Origin of the sequence: Brevibacterium aurantiacum (genome assembly GCF_900169065.1) — a bacterium.
Classification (GTDB): Bacteria; Actinomycetota; Actinomycetes; order Actinomycetales; family Brevibacteriaceae; genus Brevibacterium; species Brevibacterium aurantiacum.
Genome location: NZ_FXZB01000005.1, coordinates 57,927 through 78,840, shown reverse-complemented (window position 1 = coordinate 78,840; position 20,914 = coordinate 57,927). Strand labels below are relative to the sequence as shown.

Here is a 20,914-nt window from a genome sequence, read left to right as displayed (position 1 = left end):
TCAGACCACGAGCAGGGGAATCTGCAGCTCGCGTTCCGTCGTCGAACCGTGGTGTCCGATGAGCGCGATCGCGGAGGCGGATTCGTTGTCCGAGTCGACGATGGCGAATTCGTCGCGGCAGATGATCATGAAGTCCCCGATGCGCTGCCGGAACCGAGGGTCGACGGGGCCGAAGTAGCCTCGCCGGATGGCCTCGTCACGGCTGAGGATGAGTGCCCGCTCCCCCACGGTCTCGGTCCAGGCCGAGTACACGTCAGCCTCGGCGCCGTCCTCGGCATAGAGGTGGACTGCCCGGGGTTCGCCGCCGACGTGCCTGACCCCTGAGCGCAGCGCGGGTGCATCGGCGAGGTCGAGGCGCAGGGTGTGGTCGATGTCGACCATTCCGTGATCAGCGGTGACGACCATCGTCGAATCGGCCGGCAGGCCGTTGGCCAGCTGAGACAGAGCCAGATCGACGTGTTCGAGTTCCTCGGTCCACTGCGAGGAGTTGGAACCGTGAACGTGTCCGGTCTTGTCGAGGTTGCCCCAGTAGAGATAGACGAGCCGCCGGCCGGGAGCCTTCGCCTCTTCGATGGCCTGGGCGCAGCGCTCTTCAAGCGTCTTCGAGGCACGGAACCGTCCGCCGCGCAGGGAGGCCCGGTTGAGTCCGCGTCCGGCGAACTTCGCCTCCCCGAGGCTGACCACATCGACCTCGGCCTCGGTGAGGCGTTCGAACAGGGTCGCGTCGGGCACCCAAGAGACAGGGTCGACATCGAGGTCCCAGGTCAGCTGGTTGAACACAGTATCCTTGGACGGGTCGAGGACGCGATACCCGACGACGCCGTGGCCACCGGGCAGACGTCCCGTAGCCAGTGAGGACAGGGAGTTCGCGGTCGTCGAGGGAAACCCTGTGGACAGGGTTCGCCGCGAGGCCGCCATGGAACGGAAGAAAGGGGTGTAGCCGCTGTACTGGCGCAGCTGGCTCTCCCCCATACCGTCGATGAGGACGACGATCGTCGTCCGCGACTCCCGGTCGAGTCCCAGGGACTGTGCCCTGGCCCGTGCCGTGTCGTCGAAGATCTCACCCGCGCCGAGGCTGAGCGCCGCAGCCGGGACCACGTCGGAGAGGATAGGCCCGGAATAGTCGGGCGGCCCCGTCAGGGGTGAGGTTGTCCCATCTGCCATCAGCGGCGGGACCGAAGCCTGGCGTGGAAGACGGCGGCACGCAGCTTACCGGCGAACTCCGCGATCCGGTCAACGGCAGACTGGCCCTCAGCTTCGGCGGAGACGCGCAGCATGACGTCTTCGGAGAAGATGGATCCGCCGTAGCCGTGGTCGGCTGTGCAGTCCGGGTCCCCACAGGTCTCGGGGAAGGCTTCGATCCGTCGGGAGGCGCCCCAGGACATGGTCAATGACACCTCGACGGGCTTGTCACCGGGGATGTAGGCGGCCGGGTCGGCAAACGTCCGGCCGACCATGACGGTGCCCAGGCGTGAGAGTTCGATGTCTTCGCTGCTCGTCACGGCACGCGGTTTGGAGCCGGGCGCGACGTTGGGATCGTCGTCGACGTGCGCAAGCAGCAGTCGCGTCTCGGTGAGTACGAACGCGGTGACGTGCCGGTGAATCGATTCGATGTCGACATGAGTGTCGATGTGGACGAAGTGCGCGAGAACCGGTTCGTCGAACAGAGAATCAGCCAGAATCCCCTGTGTGAGCTGTGGGTAGTATCCGGCCGACTGCAGATCGTGGACGAGAACTTCGGGTAAAGCCATGACTCCTATTGTGCCGTACTCGCCCGACTCTTCCCACTTCGCACCGTTCCTTCGGCTCCTGTTCGGTGACCTTGCAGTTCATGTACGGTCAGGGACTCTCACCGTCCGCTTATGCTGGGAGCATGGAAAACTATCCTGCCGGCTGGGAAGCCGATGTCGTCCTGCGCGACGGCGGCACGGCCCACCTGCGCCCCATCGTTCCCGCCGACGCCGAGGCCCTGTCCCGGATGCACGAGGCCCAATCGCCCGAGTCCGTCTACCTGCGTTTCTTCGCGCCTCTGCCGAGGCTGCCCAAGCGCGACCTCGAGCGCTTCGTCAACGTCGACCACCATGACAGAGTGGCGCTGATCATGCTCATCGGCGACGACATCATCGGCGTCGGACGCTTCGACAAGATCTCGGCCACCTCGGCGGAGGTTGCCTTCAACATCGCCGACGCCCATCAGGGACGCGGCATCGGTTCGATCCTCCTCGAACACCTCGCGGCCGCCGCCCGGGAATCGGGGATCCGCAAGTTCACCGCCGAGGTGCTCCCCCAGAATCGTTCGATGCTCCAGGTCTTCCAGGCCGCCGGCTACGAGGTCACCCGCGGCTTCGACGACGGGGTCGTCGCCGTGAACTTCGACATCGACCCGACCACACGCTCGATCGAGGTGCAGGCCTCGCGGGAGCACCGCGCCGAGGCCCTGAGCGTACGCACGGTCCTCCACCCCACCTCGGTGGTGGTCATCGGCGCCAGCCGCAAACGCAACTCCACCGGCCATCTCCTCATCCGCAACATCACCGCGGCGAAGTTCACGGGCGACCTCTGGGTCGTCCACCCCGAGGCGGACCAGATCGCAGGGGTCCAGGCGTACAGGACCCTCGAAGATCTTCCCGGCACCGCGGATCTCGCCGTGATCGCGGTTCCCGCGGAATCGGCCACCGAGGTGGTCCAGGAGTGCGCGGCCCACGGGGTCAAGGCGGTGCTCGTCATCTCCTCGGGCTTCGCCGAGACCGGCGACGAGGGTGCCGAACTGCAGAGAAGAATGGTCGCCACGTCCCGCGCCTACGGAATGCGCGTGGTGGGCCCGAATTCGTTCGGCCTCGTCAACGAGGCCGCCGATGTCTCCCTCAACGCCTCCCTGGCCCCGTTCCTGCCGGATTCGGGTTCGCTGGGACTCTTCAGCCAGTCGGGCGCGCTCGGGACCGCGCTGCTCTCGGCGGCGAAGAACCGCGGCCTGGGGATCTCGACCTTCGTCTCCGCGGGCAACCGCGCCGATATGTCCGGCAATGACGTCCTCCAGTATTGGGAGGAGGACCCGGACACGAAGACCGTCGGACTCTACCTCGAGTCGATCGGCAACCCGCGCAAGTTCTCCCGCATCGCCCGCCGCGTCTCCCGGGTCAAACCGATCATCGTCATCAAGTCCGATCTCACGGGCAGGGAACTGCCTCCGGGACACATCGTGCGCACCTCCTCCCTGGCCCCGAACACCCTTGACCAGGTGCTCGGACAGGCCGGAGTGATCAGGGCGGACACGATCCACCAGCTCTTCGACCTCGCTCAGGTCTTCTCGACTCAGAGCCTGCCCGCCGGGCGACGGGTCGGCGTCATCGGCAATTCGGCCGCGATGGCCACCCTCCTCGTCCAACGCTCACGCTCGGAGGGACTGCATGTCGAGGCCGAGCCGGTTTCCCTGCACCCCGAGGTCGACGCCGAGCGATTCCGGACCGAGCTCGATGCCATGTATGCCCGCGACGACATCGACTCGGTCATCGTCACGTTCACCCCCTCGGCAGGAGCCGAGGAAGCGGAGATCGCAGCGCACCTCTCAGAGGCCGCGGCCAGATCCCAGAAGACGACCGTCGCCTGCTTCCTCGGAATCCACGGTGTCAAGGACGAACTGACGACCTACCTCACCGATGACGAGGGGGCGCGGGTCTCTCGCACCGTGCCCAGCTACGTGGGCCCGGAGGACGCCGTCTGGGCGCTGGCCAGGGCCACCGACTATTCGCGCTGGCGCGCCGCAGACCACGGCCGGTTCCTCGAGATCGAGGACCTCGACGACAAGGGGGTGCGCTCGATCATCGAGTCCGCCCTCTCCGATGCTCGGCCGGGAACTCCCGTCCGCCTCGAACGCAGCGACACCCGGGCGCTGCTGTCCTGCTACGGCATCGAGGTCCTGCCCTACATCACGGCCGCCTCGGTCGAGGAGGGTCTGGCCGCTGCCGAAGAGATCGGCTATCCCGTGGCGCTCAAGGCAGTGACGAATGTGCTGCGCCATCGCATGGAACTCGGCGGGGTGCGGCTGAACATCGACTCCCCCGAGGAGCTGAGGGAGGACTTCACGGCGATCCAGCGGATCATCCGCCAGGTGATCGGGGACTCGGATCCCCTTGTCGATGTCCAGACCATGGCCCCACACGGAGTCCCCTGCGTCATCCGCGCCGGAGAGGATCCGCTTCTTGGGCCGCTGCTGTCGTTCTCTCTGGCCGGGGACACCACCGAGCTGCTCGGCGATGTCTCACATCGGGTCGCCCCGCTCACCGACAGGGAGGCCGGGGACATGATCAAGTCGATCAAGGCCTCGCCGCGACTCTTCGGGTACCGGGGACTGCCGCCGATGAATATCGACCCGCTGGGCAATGTGCTCGAACGGCTCTCGGTCCTCGTCGAACGCCACCCGCAGATCCGCGAGCTCGTCATCCACCCGATGGTCGCGACGGAGACCGAGGGGCATGTCCTCAGCGCCCGGATCGATCTGCTCCTCGACCCGACGCGCATCGACTCGACGAGGCGCCTGCTCAGCTGATCGGCGGCGGGCGGGCCGACTGGCACAGAGGCGCTGGTCGAATCGGCCGGCAGGTCCCGTGGCCGCTGCCGAGGAGGGTCTGGTGGCCAGACGGTGGCACCTTCGCGCGCATGACACTAAGGTGGAGTCAGAGCCCATGGGACGAAGACATGCCCCGTTTAGTGGGAACCGACTGTCAGTTTGGCGAGTCTTATACCAATTCTTCTGCTTTGCAGGTAGTGTCTGTATCCGTTCGACACGAAACGTTATGAATTCGTGTTTTAGTGTGCGGCCAAACATTGGCCATAGTCTGTGGCCAACCGCTGGCCATCCACCATCCAAAAGGCACCTGTACTGCAGGTGCCTCACGAGAGTGAGGCCTGAAAGAAATGATTTCACGAAGAGACGTCGTCACCGACTCCGCGATTGCCGTAGTCGCCGAACAGGGAGTTCGTGGACTCACCCACCGGGCAGTCGATGCCCTCGCCGAGCTGCCTGTCGGCTCCACCTCGAATGTCTACCGCACCCGCGACGCCCTGATCACAGGAATCATGGGGCGCATCGGAGACCTCAACTCGCAGCAGCTCGACCGTCTGCCCGACATGTTCCGGGACAGTGGAAAGCCCGCACAGGAGATCGCCGTCGATTTCTGCATGAACTGGCTGACCACGGACCGCAATCGCTTCTACACGATGATCATGCTCAGCCTCGACCCGGCGTTGCCCGATGAAGCGGTGGTGGCGAAGCAGAGGAACATGCGCAGCATCAATGAGTTCATCATGCGCTTCGGTCAGGTCGACGCCGACCTCGCGCGCCGGATCAACAGCTCGGTGATGGGCATGATGGTCAGTGAGCTCATGGCCGGAACCGCGGACCGCTCGCACATCGAGCAGTACATGAGCGAGTTCCTCAAGTGGAAGCGCGACATCGCAGCGCAGTCTTAAACACACGACCAGCACTCCCCTCCTGTACCGCCTTCGCGTGCGACACTCCTCCATGACCTACGCCTGCGACACGAACCTTCGCCTGCGACACTCTTCTACGGCCTTCGCGTGCGACACGAACCCTCGACCGAGGCCGATTGGGCCATAGAACTCTAATCGAACGCTAGAATCAATGGGTGCTCTCCGTTGCGCCTGCACCGACTCGGCGCTCGGGAGAGCATCCGGAGAACATTCGCGCGTCCCAGTCAAAGGAGTTCCATGACCGAAGGCAGAGTCATCGATGTCGACGTCTCGTCGGAGATGGAGAGTTCGTTCCTCGAATATGCGGTCTCGGTCATCCACTCCCGCGCACTGCCCGACGCACGTGACGGCCTCAAGCCGGTCCAACGCCGCATCGTCTACCAGATGGGCGACATGGGTCTGCGCCCGGAGCGCGGCCATGTGAAGTCCTCCCGCATCGTCGGCGATGTCATGGGCAAGCTCCACCCTCACGGTGACACCGCAATCTACGATGCCCTGGTGCGCCTGAGCCAAAGCTTCATCATGCGCGTTCCGCTCGTCGACGGCCACGGAAACTTCGGTTCCCTCGACGACGGCCCAGCCGCCCCACGTTATACAGAGGCCCGACTGACATCGGCCTCGATGCAGATGATCGCCGGCCTCGACGAAGATGTCGTCGACTTCGTCGGAAACTACGACAACACTCTGACTCAGCCCGAGGTTCTGCCCAGCGCATTCCCGAACCTGCTCATCAACGGCACCTCCGGAATCGCCGTGGGCATGGCCACGAACATGGCCCCGCACAATCCCGGTGAGGTCATCGCCGCCTGCTGCCACCTGATCCGCAATCCGGAGGCCGGCCTTGCCGAGCTCATGCGCTTCATCCCCGGCCCTGATCTGCCCACCGGCGGGCGGATCATCGGACTCGACGGTGTGCGCGAAGCCTATGAGACCGGACGAGGAACGTTCCGCACCAGGGCCACCGTCTCAATCGAGAACATCAACGCCCGGCGCAAGGGCATCGTCGTCACCGAGCTGCCCTACCTCGTCGGCCCCGAAAAGGTCGTGTCCAAGGTCAAGGACGCCGTCGGGGCGAAGAAGCTCACCGGCATCGCCTCGATCGATGACTACTCGGACCGCAAGAACGGCATGCGCCTGGTCATCGGCATCAAGAACGGGTTCAATCCGGAGGCTGTCCTCGCCGAACTCTACCGGCAGACCCCGCTCGAGGAATCGTTCAGCATGAACAATGTCTGCCTCGTCGACGGTCAGCCACGGACGCTGGGTCTGCGCGAACTGCTGACCGTCTACCTCGCCCACCGCATCGACGTCATCCGACGCCGCACGGTGTTCCAGCTGCGCAAGGCCAAGGACCGCCTCCACCTCGTCGAAGGTCTGCTCATTGCGATCCTCGACATCGACGAGGTCATCCAGCTCATCCGCTCCTCCGACGATGCGGCCACGGCACGCACCCGCCTCATGGACGTCTTCGAACTTTCGGAGCTCCAGGCCACCTACATCCTCGACCTGCAGCTGCGCAGGCTGACCAAGTTCTCGCGGATCGAACTCGAGGCCGAACGCGACGAACTGCGCAAGAAGATCGCCTACCTCGAAGACCTGCTCGCCGATGAGGCCAAGCTGCGTGAACTCGTCGCCACCGAACTCGAGGCGACGGCGGAAGCCATCGGCTCACCTCGGCGCACGGTCCTCATCGAAGGCTCGATGAAGGAGCTCTCTGCCAAGGGCAAGAAGGCGCAGGCAGACCTCAAGATCGCCGACGCCCCCTGCCGAGTCCTGCTCTCAACATCGGGCCGGATCGCCCGGACCGCCGATGCCTCACCGCTGCAGAGGGTCGGGAAGCGCTCGAGCCACGACGCGCTGCGTTCGGAGATCGTGTCGACGACTCAGGGCAAGGTCGGTGCGGTGACCTCGACCGGTCGTCTGCACATGGTCGATGTCGTCGACCTGCCAGCCCTGCCCCCGGCCGCAACCCGGCCCAACGTCGCCGGCGGCGTCAAGATCGCCGACTACGTGACGCTGGAGAAGAACGAAACCGTCCTCGGCCTCATCGACCTCGATCGTGAATTCGTCCTCGGCACCGCGGGCGGAGTCGTCAAACGCGTGTCCGTGGCCGCGCGGCCGAACAAGAGCGAATGGGAAGCGATCACGCTCAAGGGCAAGGACTCCGTCATCGGCGTCGCCCAGCCGAAGGACATCGATGAGTCCCTGGCTGTGTTCGTGACCTCGAACGCACAGCTGCTGGCCTTCGACGCCTCCGGGCTGAGAGCCCAAGGCTGGAACGCCTCTGGTGTGGCAGGTATGAAGGTTGCCGCCGATGCGCGCGCCCTCTTCTTCGGAATGACGCCCAAGGCGGCCAAGACCGATGAGGAAGGCGACGCCGACACCAACATCGGCACGTTCGCCGTGGTCACCGTCGCCAGCGGCGAGAACTTCTACGGCGCACCCTCGTCATCGATCAAGGTCAGCGACTTCTCCGAATATCCGACCAAGGGTCGTGCGACCTCGGGTGTGCGTGCCCATAAGTTCCTCAAGGGAGAGACCGAGCTGTCCCTGGCATGGGTCGGCGACTCTCCGCAGGCCGCTGCGCAGGCGGGTGGGGCCAGGACCCTGCCAGCCGAGATGTCGAGGCGCGATGCCACCGGTTCGCCGCTGGAATCCAAGATCGACGTCATCGGGACGGTCCCCCGCCTCGGTGACGCCGAGGCGGCCCTTTCAGGCGGCGGAGCCGGTGCAGGTGACTCAGGCGCGGCAGGTACTGACGCTTCCGGTGACGGGGGTGCGGCCTCCGGCGGGGGCTCATCGTCCTCGGCTGCCACGCGCACTCAGGGCCTGGCGACGAACTTCGGTGAACTCGATCTCGACCTCGACGGCGGGCCGGATCTCGATGAGGCGAAGGAAGAGATCGCCCGCTCGAAGATCGACTCCGACGACGCCGTCATCGTCTCCCATGATGACGACGACGATGACGACACCGCACTGTTCTGAGGAACCTGGCAGGGCTTTCCGAGATATCGGACGAGAAAAGCTGCCCTGTCGTCAGTAGTGATTGTGATCACAGATCACTGCACACGTGGTACCCGTATTCGCACAAACAACCACTGCAACTGTATGCCTTACGGCTAACAGTGCGCAGCGCAGCCAACGGTGCTGTGTAGACCAACCGGTGCGTGATGCGTCGCGGAACCTGGCTCAGTTGGAGCCTCTGGCTCAGTTGGAGTGCCTGGCTCAGTTGGAGTGCCTGGCTCAGTTGGAGTGCCTGGCTCAGTTGGAGTGCCTGGCTCAGTTGTCGTCGTCGTCGAGATCCAGCTGCATTTGGGCGGCCGTACCGCGCTTCATCTCGCCGATACCGGTCTCCCCCAGCCCCTGGAGCGACAGAGATTCGCGCCGCTCGAACACATAGGCATCCGAGGCGGAGAGCACCCGAGCCGTGTCCTCATCGGTGAAGATCGTTCCCGGATCGGCAACCGCGGTCAGCCGGGCAGCCAGATTGACGCTGGAACCGAAGATGTCGCCCAGGCGAGACAGGACCCTGCCCCAGACGAATCCGACGCGGGCCTGCGGCAGATCCTGGGCAGCGGTAACGCGTTCCATCAGGGTCATCGCGATCTCCGCTCCGCCCAAGGGCGTCTCGGCAGCGAAGAACACCTCATCGCCGACAGTCTTGATGACGCGACCGCCACCAGTGGCGACGATGTTGTAGGCCATGCCCTGGAACTCCTGGACCAGATTCGCCAACTGTCTGGGCTCCATCTTCTGCGACAGCCGTGTATAGGAGACGAGGTCGATGAAGCCGACCGCACGTGCCAGCGGCATCGACGAGTCGTACCAACCCTGCCTGTTGTCGATGGCCAGACCATCGGAGACGTTGACGTTGAGGCGACCCATCACCTCGGCGAGGTTGCGCCGCCAGGAATACGTCAGCATCTTCTGCAGAGGATCGACCATGTCCTCGACGAGCTGCAGCGCGTCGCGTCTGGCCTCGGGATCGGTCAGGCCCTCCTCCTCAGTGAGGAAGTCGACGAGAGTCTCCATCTGCCATACGACGAGACGGTCCGTGGTCTGACCGATCGCGCGGGCCAGTGACAGGGCAGTGGACTGATCAATGAGGCCGTCGGCGACAGGCTTGGCCCACATGCGCAGCGCATGGGCGTCGCTGACGGTGTAGGCCTTCTCTATGCCGTCCGTCTGGGACATGCCCAATGCTCGCCACATCTTGCGCGCAGAGACCGTGGAGATGCCCCCGAGTTTCGCCGCTTCACGCCGGTCGAGCACGCGTTTGCCGTCGAGGAGGATCTCCTCGAGGCGTTCGGCCGCGCTGCGCGTTTCGTAGACGGTCTCGTCTTCGTCCTCGTCACCTTCGCCGACGATCTGCAGGGCCGCAGTTCGCGGGTCCTCATGCAGCCCTCCGAAGAAGTCTCCGCGAGCCTTCTCATCCAGCTGTCCCGAGGCCTCGGACGAATCCGTCTCACCGCTGGAACCGTCCTCGTCCCTGGGGACGGAATCCGTCACCGAGGTGGCCGGGAGGTCGTCATCACCGTGCTCGATTCCCGGCATCGAAGGGGATGGGGTGGCCGCGGGAGGTGCGTTGGAGGTGGACGAATCGTCGATCTGGTCCTCCGTGACCACTGGTATCGAGTTCATGCCCGATGACGCTGAGTTGTGAACCTCTTGGACCGAGTCGTGACTCTCCTGGCCGGAGCCGTGGGACTCATCTGCGACACCCTGAGGTTCATCGGCCGAAGCCTGTGGAGCGTCGGCCGAGTTCGGCGACTCATCGACAGGACCTTGCTGCTCGTCGACTGGGTCTTGACCGTCGTCGGAGACGATGTTGAATTCGGCGGTGAAGTCCGAGACACCTGTCATCTGTGGCCCTCGACTTCCGTGTTCGTCACTGTTGGCTCGTTCGACACTGCTGGCTCAGCTTCGTCAGCAGACTCGGCGGCCGGTCGCAGGTGGTGGACGTCGCCGGCGCTGACACTGATGTCGTTGTCGATGATGAGATCGCCGCCGGAGTCGAGTCCGGTGGCTCGGCCGTACAGGTTGCTTCCGTCGGGGCGTTCGACTCTGACCCGAGTCCCGAGGGTCACCATGTTCGCACGCACCTTGGCACCGGCTGCGCTGCGGCTGAAATCATCATCGTCATATTCGACAAGCTCCCTGTAGGCAGGAATCAGTGTGCTCAGGATTGAGATTAACAAGTCTTCATGAGCAACTTCTGAACCGTCGGTGTCCGTTTCGATGGCAATCGAACTGGCGCTCTCACGTGGCAGATCATCTGACTGCAGGCGGGTGTTGATCCCCATCCCCAAGACGATTCGCGGTCCGCTCGGCGCCGGTTCGACTCGGGCCAGGATCCCGCACAGTTTCTTTCCGTCTTCGGTGAGCACATCGTTGGGCCACTTGAGTACGGCAGGCACTCCCGCCTCGGCGATGGCAGATCTGACTGCCTCACCGGCGATCAGGGGAATCCATCCCCAGGAGTCGAAGACGGCACCGGGCTCCAGCAGGATCGAAAACGTCAGCGAACGACGCGGGGGCACGGTCCAGGTCCGGCCCAGGCGCCCGTGTCCGGCGTTCTGATGATCGGTGCCGTAGACGGAGAACTGGGCGGGCACCTCGGCGAGGTCGATGCCGTCGGATGCTGCGATACGGCGAGTGCGATCGGTGGGGTGCTCGCGAAGCTGCGTCTGCCCGCGGACCAGTGAGGCCAACTCGTCGTTCGTCGACGAACAGACGTCGTCCCAGATGACAGTAGGGAGATCGAAACCACGGTCCGCGGCCTTGCGGCGCAGTGATTCGACATCGACGAGGAAGGGAATGTGTTGGCTGTTCACCAGACCACTTTAGATTCTTTTGGCGAGAGTGCACAATGATCGCACCCTGCGTCGTTATTGTGGAGGCATGACGGATACCCCACGTACAACAGCCGAGCGCATCGACGCTTTCGTCCAGCGCCGGGACGCGGCCCACACCGGCAATGTGAAGTCGGTGGAGAACCAGCACAAACGCGGCAAGCAGACCGCTCGCGAACGCATCGAAGCGCTCCTCGACGAGGATTCGTTCCAGGAGATCGACGAGTTTGCGCGCCACCACAACCACCAGTTCGGGATGGAGAACAACCGCCCCGATGGTGACGGTGTCGTGTGCGGTCTGGGCACGATCGAGGGCCGGACCGTGGCCGTGTTCGCTCACGACTTCACCGTCCTCGGCGGCTCCCTCGCCGAGGCGAATGGTCGGAAGATCGTCAAGGTCCAGAAGCTTGCCATCAAGCTGGGCTGCCCCATCATCGGCATCAACGACTCCGGCGGCGCCAGAATCCAGGAGGGTGTGGGCTCGATCGCCCTGTTCGCAGAGATCTTCCGCCTCAATGTGGCTTCCTCCGGCGTGATCCCGCAGATCTCGCTCATCATGGGCCCCTCGGCCGGCGGTGCCGTGTACTCCCCCGCGCTGACCGACGTCACGATCATGGTCGATCAGACCAGTCACATGTACATCACCGGCCCCGACGTCATCAAGACCGTCACCGGCGAAGAGGTCGGCCATGAGGAGCTGGGAGGTGGCCGCACGAACAACACCGTGTCCGGCAATGCCCACTACCTGGCCAGCGACGAAGACGATGCACTGAACTATGTGCGCGACCTGCTCTCGTTCCTGCCCCAGAACAACCTCGACCCCGCCGATGCCGACGAGTTCGAATCGGACCTGAGCGTCGCACCTGAGGACGAGGCCCTGGATACGCTGATGCCGGATTCGCCGTCTCAGCCCTATGACATCCTCGATGTCGTCACCACGGTCCTCGACGATGCGGAGTTCCTGCAGGTCTCCGAACTCTTCGCCCCGAACGTCGTCACCGGATTCGGACGCGTCGAGGGAGTCAGCGTCGGCGTCATCGCGAACCAACCGATGCAGCTGGCGGGAACCCTGGACATCGACGCCTCGGAGAAGGCCGCCCGCTTCGTGCGCCTCTGCGATGCGTTCAACATTCCGATCCTCACCTTCGTCGACGTGCCCGGATTCCTGCCCGGCACCGATCAGGAGTTCAGCGGCATCATCCGCCGCGGCGCCAAGCTCATCTACGCCTACGGTGAGGCGACGGTTCCGCTGATCACGCTCATCACCCGCAAAGCCTACGGCGGAGCATACTGCGTCATGGGCTCGAAGCAGCTCGGCGCCGATCTCAACCTTGCCTGGCCCAGCGCCCAGATCGCGGTCATGGGTGCCCAGGGGGCTGCCAACATCGTCTATCGGCGCAAGCTCAAGGCCGCCGGCGAGGCAGGCGAAGACGTCGATGCTCTGCGTGACGAACTGATCCAGGACTACGAGGATGCCCTCCTCAACCCGTATCTGGCGGCCGAAGAGGGCTACATCGACGCGGTCATCAAACCGAGCGAAACCCGGAACCGGATCGTGCGCGGGCTGCGGGCGCTGAAGAACAAGCATGTTGACGCTCCAGCGCGCAAGCACGGTAACATCCCACTATGAGTGAGGACGTTTCGCAGCCCGTCGACGATGCCGCAGCCACCTCGTTCGAGGACGTTGCAACCACCTCGTTCGAGGATCGGACACAGGTGCACGCACACGACGGCGAGCCCGTCAGCGACGACATGGCCAGTGCCGCTGCGGTGGCGGCCGTCGTCGCGATCCGCCAGGTGGCTCTTGCCTACGCGGCCAATCAGGCTGCTGCCCTCGATCAGATGGAGACGGCCAAGCATGACCGTGCCGGGTTCAACGCACCACGTCGCAATGTGCGCAGGCGACTGCCCCAGGCGTGGACGCAGACACTGGGTCGCTGACACCGGGACGCTGAGTCGCTGAGCCGTTGGGACGTTGACAGATCAGCGAGCTCAGCAGCCAGACACACTTTGGGCGCCGACAGATCTTCTGTCGGCGCCCAAAGCATGTCACTGTGCACCCCGTTCGCCGAGGGGAATGCTTACCGCAGCCGGTACTGGTCCTTTGCGGGGTCGGCCCCGGGCTCCACTTGGTTGATGGTTCCGGTATCGATTCCAGGACGCGGTGCGTATCCGTCATCGACGGTGACCGTGCTCAGACGCTGAGGACCACGTTCACCGGCCACCGACTCGTCCGAACCCGCCGCTGTGTCTGCAGTCGCCGACTCGCCCGAATCGTTCACGACTCCTCGTGTAGGACCGCCCAGGTCCTCACCGTAGACAGCTTCACCACGAGCCACCATTCCGGCGACGTCGGAGAGCTTGAGCTGCGGGAGGAACCAGGCGAGGACGAAGGCGACGAGGAAAACCGGAACCATGTACCAGAACGAGGGTGCCAGGGCGTCCGCATAGGCATTGACCACGAGGTCATGGATGGGTCCGGGCAGTGAGGCCACGGACTCCGGAGTCAGCGAGTCGGTGGAGGCTCCACCGGCTGCCGCGCCGCCGGGTGCCTGGGACATGGCTTCGCCGACCTTGTCATCCAGCCGGGAGGTGAAGATCGACCCGAACAGGGCCGTGCCCACCGAGGCACCGATCTCGCGGAAGTAGTTATTCGTCGAGGTTGCGGTGCCCACCAGCTCCGGGGCCACGGAGTTCTGAATGACGAGGACGATGATCTGCATGACCAGGCCCAGGCCGAAGCCCATGGTGAAGATCATGCATCCGATGAGCACCATCGAGGTATCGGCCGTCAGCGTGGTCATCCAGGCCAGAGCAATGCCAGCGATGAGGGTGCCTAAGAGCGGGTAGATCTTGTACTTGCCGGTCTTCGACACGATGAAGCCGGAGACGATGGAGGTCAGCATGACACCGGCCATCATCGGCAGCATGAGCAGGCCGGATCCTGTCACATCTGTCCCGGATGCCATCTGCATGAACGTGGGCAGGAACGCCATTGCGGAGAACATGCCCAGGCCCAGCAGCAGGCCGATGACTGTCGAGAGGACGAAGGTCTTGTTCTTGAATAGGAAGATCGGAATGATCGGGTTGCTGACCTTGGTCTCGATGTAGACGAAGATGAGCGCCGAGACGACGGTGCCGATGATGAGTCCGATGATGGTCGGCGAGTTCCAGTCGTAGTCGTGGCCGCCCCAGCTGGTCACGAGGATCAGCTGCGAGGTTGCCGCCACCATGAAGATGATGCCGAGGACGTCGACCTTCTTGTCCGACTTGTGGCTCGGCAGCTTGAGTGCGAAGAGCGCGATGACGAAGGCGATGATGCCGATCGGGACATTGATCCAGAAGCACCAGCGCCAGTCCATGTGCTGGGTGAAGAAGCCGCCGAGGACCGGTCCGAGCACGCTGGAGATAGCGAAGAGTCCGCCGAGCGGGCCCATGTACTTGCCGCGTTCGCTGGCGGGAATGATGTCGGCGATGATGGCCTGCGACAGGATCATCAGACCGCCGCCGCCCAGTCCCTGGAAGCCGCGCCAGGCGATGAGTTCCCAGAAGGACTGGGCCATGCCGGACCCGAATGAGCCGACGACGAAGATCGCGATCGCGACGAGGAAGATGACCTTCCTACCCCACATGTCGCCGAACTTTCCATACAGCGGCATGACGATGGTCATCGCCAGCAGGTAGATGGTCACCAGCCAGGCCTGATGCTCGACACCGTCGAGTTCACCCACGATCGTCGGCATTGCCGTCGACACGATCGTCTGGTCCAGGGTCGCCAGGAACATGGCGGCCATGAGCGCGGAGAAGATGAGGGCGATCGTCTTCTTGTTCAAGACGATCGGCGCCTTCTCAGCTGTCTGCGTTGCTGAGCTCATGCGGTTTCCTCCTCAAAAATGTCTCGTAGTTCGTCGAACAGTTCTTTGATGACGGGGGCCGGGTCACCCTCGACCTTGCGCAGGCGCAGGAACGTCGCCTTGATCGACATCATCGCCAGGGCGGCCAGAGCCTCGGCGCGGATGGACACCGGCACCCCGTCGCCGTCGTCATGGCAGTGGCCTGAGCCGGAATCGTCAGAAGAGCTATTGGTCGCCGAGGTGGCCCTGCGGTTCACGTCGGACGCTGAGTTCTCGTCGGTCGCAGAGGTTCCCGAGTCCGTCGCTCCCCCGTCGAGGCGACGTTGGATCATCTCGCGGAACAGGCGCTCATTGTTGCCCATGCGAGACATCTGAACCTGCATGAGCGAAGGATCCTGCTTCATCAACAGGTGATACTGGTGCATCTCTTCGCGCTTGTTCAAGCGCGTGCGCACGACCGAGGCCAGCAGGTGCTGGAGGTCGGACAGCAGCCGCCCGTCCGGGCCGCCTGCCTCGAACGCTGCGATGTCGGGCTGGTCCTCATCGTCGAAGACGGTGTCGGCGCGGCCCAGCAGTGCCTCTTCCTTGCTGGAGAAGTAGTTGAAGAAGGTCCGCCGTGAGACTCCGCAGCGTTCGCAGATGTCTTCGACGGTGACGTTGGCGTACCCGTTCTCGAGTGCCAGATCGAGGGCGGCTTGACGCAGAGCCTGACCGCGTTCGCGCTTCTTGCGTTCGCGCAGCCCCTCGGGCTCGCTAGAAGATGTGGAATCCATATTCACATTATTGCACTCGGTGCATTTTTGCCTCAAGTGCAACTACTGTGTTTTACGGCACATTCTCAGCCGGACTCAAGCTCTCCCCTGAGTCAGCCTCGGTACCCGAGCTTCGCGTTCGCCAGCACCGGAATCGCCTCGGCGGCCTTGTCAGCTACGGCGAGGTCAACCTCGACGACTTCGAGGGCCTCGTGGCCGTCCAGTGAGGTGATGACGTGACCGAAGGGATCGGAGACGAGACTGTGGCCGACGCCGGTCGGTCCCTTCTGCGGAACTTCGACACCGCTGACCTCGGGATCGGCCTGGCCGATGGCGGCAACGAACATATTGGAGTCCAGTGCCCGGGCACGAGCCAGAGTCTCCCATTGTTCGACTTTGCCCTTCCCCGCGCCCCAGGACGCGGAGACGATGGCGAGTTTGGCACCACGACGGCTGACCTCGGCGTACAGCTTCGGGAAGCGGATGTCGTAGCACAGGGTCAGTCCGACGCTCTCACCGGCGAGGTCGATGACGACCGGGTCTTCGCCGGGGACGACGGTGTCGGATTCTTTGAACCCGAAGGCGTCGTAGAGGTGGATCTTCGCATAGTCTTCGCGCTCACCCTCTGGCGTGTAGACGGCAAGCAGGTTGATCACCTTCTCACCTGAGGTCGCGAACTCGCCGACGATGACGGTGATTCCGGCCTCGGCTGCCAGCTGGGTCATCTCCGACCGCCACGACTCGGTGTTCGCCTCGGCGACATCGCGCAGGCCGGGCCCGAAGGCGGACATCGTGGCCTCGGGGAAGACGACGAACTCGGCTCCAGCCTCGGCGGCCCTGTTGGTGTAGTCCCGGACCTTGTCGAGGTTGTCCGCAACCGTGGTGGTGGAGTTGATCTGCGCGAGTGCGAATTTCATGGCCAGTCCTTGCGATCCAGGGGTGTCATCGGTGGGTTCAGGCTATCGCGATCGCACGAACTGAGAAACCTCCGTCCAGCTGGCAGCGACATCAGCCCGGCCGGCAATGACCAAGCCCAGCCGACACCGTCCTCAGTGCAGGTATTCGCGACCGGGGCGACCACCTCGGCGGCGGCCGTGGACGAAGTAGTAGAGGATCATGGCCAGGATGACGAGACCGCCGCAGAGCATGAACATGCCGCTGCCGCCGGTCAGCGGCATGATGGCGCCGAGGATGATCGGCCCGATGCCGGATCCGGCGTCAAGGAGCAGGAAGAACGAGGAGGTGGCGACAGCGACTCGCGACATCGGCACAGATTTCACGGCGATCGCCTGCATGCACGGCATGAGCGAGCCGAATCCCAGTCCGACGAAGACGCCGGCGAGGATGATCCCCGTCATGGTCGGCCACATCGCCAGCAGGATGTTGCCCACGAGGTTGAAGATGAAGACGGGATAGATGACGAAGTTGTCGCCGAGGGTGTCCTGCAGGCGACCGACGAACAGTCGTGCGATCAGAGATGCCACGGCGAAGGCGACGAAGAACAGGGAGGCAGCACTGGCAACCCCGTTGTCCTCGGCATAGCCGGCGAGGAACACGAGGGCCGCGGCGTAGGCGGTGCCGACGACGAGCATGATCGAACCGATCCGCAGCCCTGCCGGATCGACGAGGGTGGAGAGTTTGAGGTTCCATTTGCTGCTTCGCTGATAGTCGCTGAGCTCCTGCTTGGGCAGCTTGATGATGACGCAGAGGATGAAGGCGACGAGTGACATGAACGCCGAGGCTGCGAAGAGCATCGGGAAGTCGTAGGCACGTGGGAGGATGACACCCAGATAGGGGCCCAGGGCCGTCGACAGCGTGGTGGCGGTGCCGAAGTAACCGGTGCCTTCACCTCGGCGAGAGGACGGGATGACGCTTTGGATCGCGGTCATGATGGCCGTGTTGCCGGCTCCGAAGGCGATGCCGTGGATGATGCGGATGACGAGGAGCCAGACCAGGGTGTCGGCGAAGATATAGGCCACGGAGGCGAGGATCGAGATCGCCATCGTGATGATGAGCAGTTTCCTCCGGCCGATGAAGTCCAGGTACTTTCCGGTCAGCACACGTGCGACGACGGCACCCACGACGAAGGAGGAGGACGCGAAGCCGGCAGCGGCCTCGCCTGCGGAGAATCTGGCGACGGCGTAGCCGGCCATGGACGTCATGAGGAGGTAGAACACCATCGACATCGACAGGTTGAGACCGATGCCGACGACGAAGTCCTTGGTCCATAGCTGTGCCCGTGCCACTGAAGATCAGTCTCTCTTCCTGTCGAATGATGCGCTCAGTCCCCAAGCTGCCCGGTGGGAACAGCCTGCCCGGTGAGATCGGTGCCTGCGGTCAGTGTCGATCGGCTGTGATCGGCGAATCGCTGATCGTTGAGATCGGGCTGATTTCTGAGATCGGGCTGGGAACCAATCCATGCTATCCGGTGGTCCCCGTCGGCGGCGGTCCATCTCAGGGTGATCTTGCTCTAGCGCCTGATTGCTGTGTTCTCAGTCATATAGGGTGAGAATCATGACCCAGAAGAGAACCCCTTCGGCCGTTGATGCCGTTGCTGAAGAATTCGTCGACAGATCACTTGCGCTCTCCCCGTCCCTCGCCCTCTACCTCGGCATTGAGGGCGCGAAGGGCTTCGATGACTTCTCCCCCGCCGGTCTGGCTGCCGCCAACGATCTCACCGTCGAAACGCTGGCCAAGCTCACCGAGGTTGAGAAGACGGCCGAACTCGACGACGTCGACCTCGTGACCATCGATGCAATGCGCGACCGGTTGACCGTTGAACGCGACTATTTCGACGCCGGACTCAAACATTCGAGCCTCAACGTCATCGAATCTCCCCTGCAGTCCATCCGCGACGCCTTCGACCTCATGCCCACCGAAACCACCGCGGACTGGGAGACCATCGCCACCACGATGGAGGCCGTCCCGAACTCCGTGGCCGGCTATCAGGAGTCCTTGGCCCTGGCCAAGAGCCGCGGCCAGGTCGCGGCCCGGATCCAGATCGAGAAGGTCATCGAACAGGCCCGCACGCTGGCCGAACCCGGCAGCAACTTCGACCAGCTCATCGCCGGTGCCACCGACGTCCCGTCGTCGCTGCGCGAACAGCTGAGCACCCACGCCGAGGCGGGCCGTGAGACCTTTTCCCACCTCGCCGATTTTCTGGCTGCCGAACTTCTCCCGGATGCGCCGGAGAATGAGGCCTGCGGTCGTGAGGCCTACGCCCTGTATTCGCGTGACTTCCTCGGCGCCGAAGTCGACTTCGATGAGACCTACGCATGGGGACTCGAGGAACTGGCCCGCATCGACGCCGAGCAGCGCGAAGTCGCGGAGAAGATCCAACCCGTAGCCGATCTGTTCGAGGTCATGGAGACGCTCAACAACGATCCCGATCGGACCCTGCACGGAGCGGACGGGCTGCGGGAGTGGATGCAGAAGATCGCCGATGAAGCGATCACCGAACTCGGCAAATCCCACTTCGACATTCCCGAGCCGGTGCGCACGATCGAATGCATGATCGCGCCCTCGGCCACCGGAGGCATCTACTACACCGGCCCCACCGACGACTTCTCCCGGCCGGGCCGCATGTGGTGGTCGGTGCCCGAAGGCGTCACCGAGTTCGCCACCTGGCAGGAGAAGACCACCGTCTATCACGAGGGTGTGCCCGGCCACCATCTGCAGGTCGGCCAGGCCACCTATGTCTCTGACACCCTCAACCGCTGGCGCCGACTCATGTGCTGGGTCTCCGGACATGGTGAAGGCTGGGCCCTCTACGCGGAGAAGCTCATGGCCGACCTCGGCTTCCTCGACGATCCCGGAGACTACCTGGGCATGCTCGACTCGCAGCGTCTGCGCGCGGCCCGCGTGGTCCTCGACATCGGCTTCCACTTGGGACTCGATGCCCCCGAGAGCCTCGGCGGTGGGACCTGGAACCGGGAGAAGGCCTGGCAGTTCCTCACCGACAATGTCGCCATGGACCGCTCTTTCCTCGCCTTCGAACTCGACCGCTACCTCGGCTGGCCGGGACAGGCCCCGAGCTACAAGATCGGGCAGCGCCTGTGGGAGCAGTTCCGTGACGAGGCCAAGGCCGAGGCCGAGGCCGGAGCCGGAGCCGACTTCGATCTCAAGGCCTTCCATACCAAGGCGCTGAACCTGGGATCGGTCGGCCTCGATGCCCTCGGCCGAGCCATGAAGCGCTGACGCTGCGCAGAACACTGGTGGGAGAATGACCTGGTGAAGAACAATGACAGTCCTCGCAGCGATTGCCCGCGCTCTGAGACAGTGCGGGTCACCGAAGTGCTGCGCAACGAGATCATCGACGGAATCCGTCTGCCCGGCAGCAAGCTGGTGGAGCGGAACCTGGCCACCGAGCTCGGGGTCAGTCGTGTGCCGATCCGCGAGGCTCTCAAGCAGCTCGCTGCCGAGGGACTGGTGGCGAATCGACCCAACACCTGGTCGACGGTGCGCGAGTTCTCCCCCAGTGACATCGCCGACCTCAACGAAGTGCGGACAGTCTTCGACATCCTGTCCTTCGAACTCGCCGCACAGCGACACAATCGGGAGGGTTTGGCCAAGCTCGAGGCCACCATGGCCAAGGGCAAGGAACTGTCGAAGGCCGGCGATGTGGTCGGCGCCCACCGTTCGGCCGCGGACTTCCATGCCATCGTCACCGAGCTCTCCGGCAACCGGCTCCTGGCCGAGATCGGTGAGCTCCTCGACTCCCGTATGCGCTGGCAGCTGAGCCAGCACGATGACCTCGACTTCGTCGCCACCGAGCATGCTCAGCTCTACGACGCCATCGCCCATCGCGATCAGACAAAGGTCAGGGATCTGGCCGCCCGGCACCTCGGGACGAGCCAGGAGCAGCACGACAAGCACAAGGAACGCCTCGCCAAGGCTGTCGATGAGGGAACTGAGTCACGCGAGGAAACTGAGTCAGCCGAAGGAACCGAGTCACACGAGGACTGAG

At 64.0% G+C, this 20,914-nt stretch carries 15 protein-coding genes; 7 read left to right on the top strand and 8 right to left on the bottom strand.

Going from position 1 to position 20,914, the window contains the following annotated elements; all coding sequences use genetic code 11:
- Complete coding sequence (locus BAUR9175_RS04730; protein ID WP_009884545.1) at positions 1-1,164, bottom strand: alkaline phosphatase family protein; 1,164 nt, start codon at positions 1,162-1,164, stop codon at positions 1-3.
- Entirely contained in the window at positions 1,164-1,751 is a 588-nt protein-coding gene (locus BAUR9175_RS04725; protein ID WP_009884546.1) for a DUF5998 family protein, read from the bottom strand. The genes BAUR9175_RS04730 and BAUR9175_RS04725 overlap by 1 nt, the downstream gene beginning before the upstream one ends.
- 122 nt (positions 1,752-1,873) lie before the next feature.
- On the opposite strand from BAUR9175_RS04725, the gene BAUR9175_RS04720 reads away from it, so the two are divergent.
- The 3 genes from BAUR9175_RS04720 (at position 1,874) to BAUR9175_RS04710 (ending at position 8,475) form a co-directional block, all read left to right on the top strand.
- Entirely contained in the window at positions 1,874-4,546 is a 2,673-nt protein-coding gene (locus tag BAUR9175_RS04720; protein WP_069599882.1) for a bifunctional acetate--CoA ligase family protein/GNAT family N-acetyltransferase, read from the top strand.
- A 368-nt stretch (positions 4,547-4,914) separates the two neighbouring features.
- Positions 4,915-5,469: a TetR/AcrR family transcriptional regulator gene (locus tag BAUR9175_RS04715; protein ID WP_009884548.1), complete on the top strand. Its 555-nt coding sequence runs from the start codon at positions 4,915-4,917 to the stop codon at positions 5,467-5,469.
- 258 nt (positions 5,470-5,727) lie between these two features.
- The gene (locus BAUR9175_RS04710) at positions 5,728-8,475 is read left to right on the top strand and encodes a DNA gyrase/topoisomerase IV subunit A (RefSeq protein WP_009884549.1); all 2,748 of its coding nucleotides are present in this window, start codon (positions 5,728-5,730) and stop codon (positions 8,473-8,475) included.
- Between the two features lie 294 nt (positions 8,476-8,769).
- On the opposite strand, the gene BAUR9175_RS04705 is transcribed toward BAUR9175_RS04710, so the two are convergent.
- A complete protein-coding gene (locus BAUR9175_RS04705; RefSeq protein WP_069599881.1) occupies positions 8,770-10,353 on the bottom strand; it encodes an adenylate/guanylate cyclase domain-containing protein in 1,584 nt (527 codons plus the stop codon).
- Positions 10,350-11,324 carry a biotin--[acetyl-CoA-carboxylase] ligase gene (locus BAUR9175_RS04700; RefSeq protein ID WP_096146735.1) on the bottom strand — a complete coding sequence of 325 codons (975 nt, stop codon included), beginning with the start codon at positions 11,322-11,324 and terminating at the stop codon, positions 10,350-10,352. The genes BAUR9175_RS04705 and BAUR9175_RS04700 overlap by 4 nt, the downstream gene beginning before the upstream one ends.
- Before the next feature lie 67 nt (positions 11,325-11,391).
- On the opposite strand from BAUR9175_RS04700, the gene BAUR9175_RS04695 reads away from it, so the two are divergent.
- On the top strand, positions 11,392-12,972 hold the full coding sequence (locus BAUR9175_RS04695; RefSeq protein ID WP_096146736.1) for an acyl-CoA carboxylase subunit beta: 1,581 nt from the start codon (positions 11,392-11,394) through the stop codon (positions 12,970-12,972).
- Positions 12,969-13,283 (top strand): hypothetical protein, encoded by a 315-nt coding sequence (locus BAUR9175_RS04690; RefSeq protein WP_101583096.1) that lies wholly within the window; start codon positions 12,969-12,971, stop codon positions 13,281-13,283. Before BAUR9175_RS04695 ends, BAUR9175_RS04690 begins: the two co-directional genes overlap by 4 nt.
- Before the next feature lie 140 nt (positions 13,284-13,423).
- On the opposite strand, the gene BAUR9175_RS04685 is transcribed toward BAUR9175_RS04690, so the two are convergent.
- The 4 genes from BAUR9175_RS04685 to BAUR9175_RS04670 form a co-directional block, all read right to left on the bottom strand.
- A complete protein-coding gene (locus BAUR9175_RS04685; RefSeq protein WP_101583094.1) occupies positions 13,424-15,217 on the bottom strand; it encodes an MDR family MFS transporter in 1,794 nt (597 codons plus the stop codon).
- Positions 15,214-15,969, bottom strand: a complete 756-nt coding sequence (locus BAUR9175_RS04680) for a TetR/AcrR family transcriptional regulator (RefSeq protein WP_069599877.1) — start codon at positions 15,967-15,969, stop codon at positions 15,214-15,216. The genes BAUR9175_RS04685 and BAUR9175_RS04680 overlap by 4 nt, the downstream gene beginning before the upstream one ends.
- Positions 15,970-16,061: 92 nt before the next feature.
- Complete coding sequence (locus tag BAUR9175_RS04675) at positions 16,062-16,865, bottom strand: carbon-nitrogen hydrolase family protein (protein ID WP_101583092.1); 804 nt, start codon at positions 16,863-16,865, stop codon at positions 16,062-16,064.
- 132 nt (positions 16,866-16,997) lie between these two features.
- Positions 16,998-18,194, bottom strand: a complete 1,197-nt coding sequence (locus BAUR9175_RS04670) for an MFS transporter (protein ID WP_096146739.1) — start codon at positions 18,192-18,194, stop codon at positions 16,998-17,000.
- A gap of 268 nt (positions 18,195-18,462) precedes the next feature.
- Between BAUR9175_RS04670 and BAUR9175_RS04665 the strand changes: the two genes are divergently transcribed.
- Together BAUR9175_RS04665 and BAUR9175_RS04660 are read left to right on the top strand one after the other, a co-directional pair.
- Positions 18,463-20,145 (top strand): DUF885 domain-containing protein, encoded by a 1,683-nt coding sequence (locus tag BAUR9175_RS04665; RefSeq protein ID WP_101583090.1) that lies wholly within the window; start codon positions 18,463-18,465, stop codon positions 20,143-20,145.
- A 33-nt stretch (positions 20,146-20,178) separates the two neighbouring features.
- Positions 20,179-20,913, top strand: coding sequence for a GntR family transcriptional regulator (locus tag BAUR9175_RS04660; RefSeq protein WP_101583088.1), 735 nt, complete (start codon positions 20,179-20,181; stop codon positions 20,911-20,913).
- The last annotated feature ends 1 nt before the right edge of the window (position 20,914 follow it).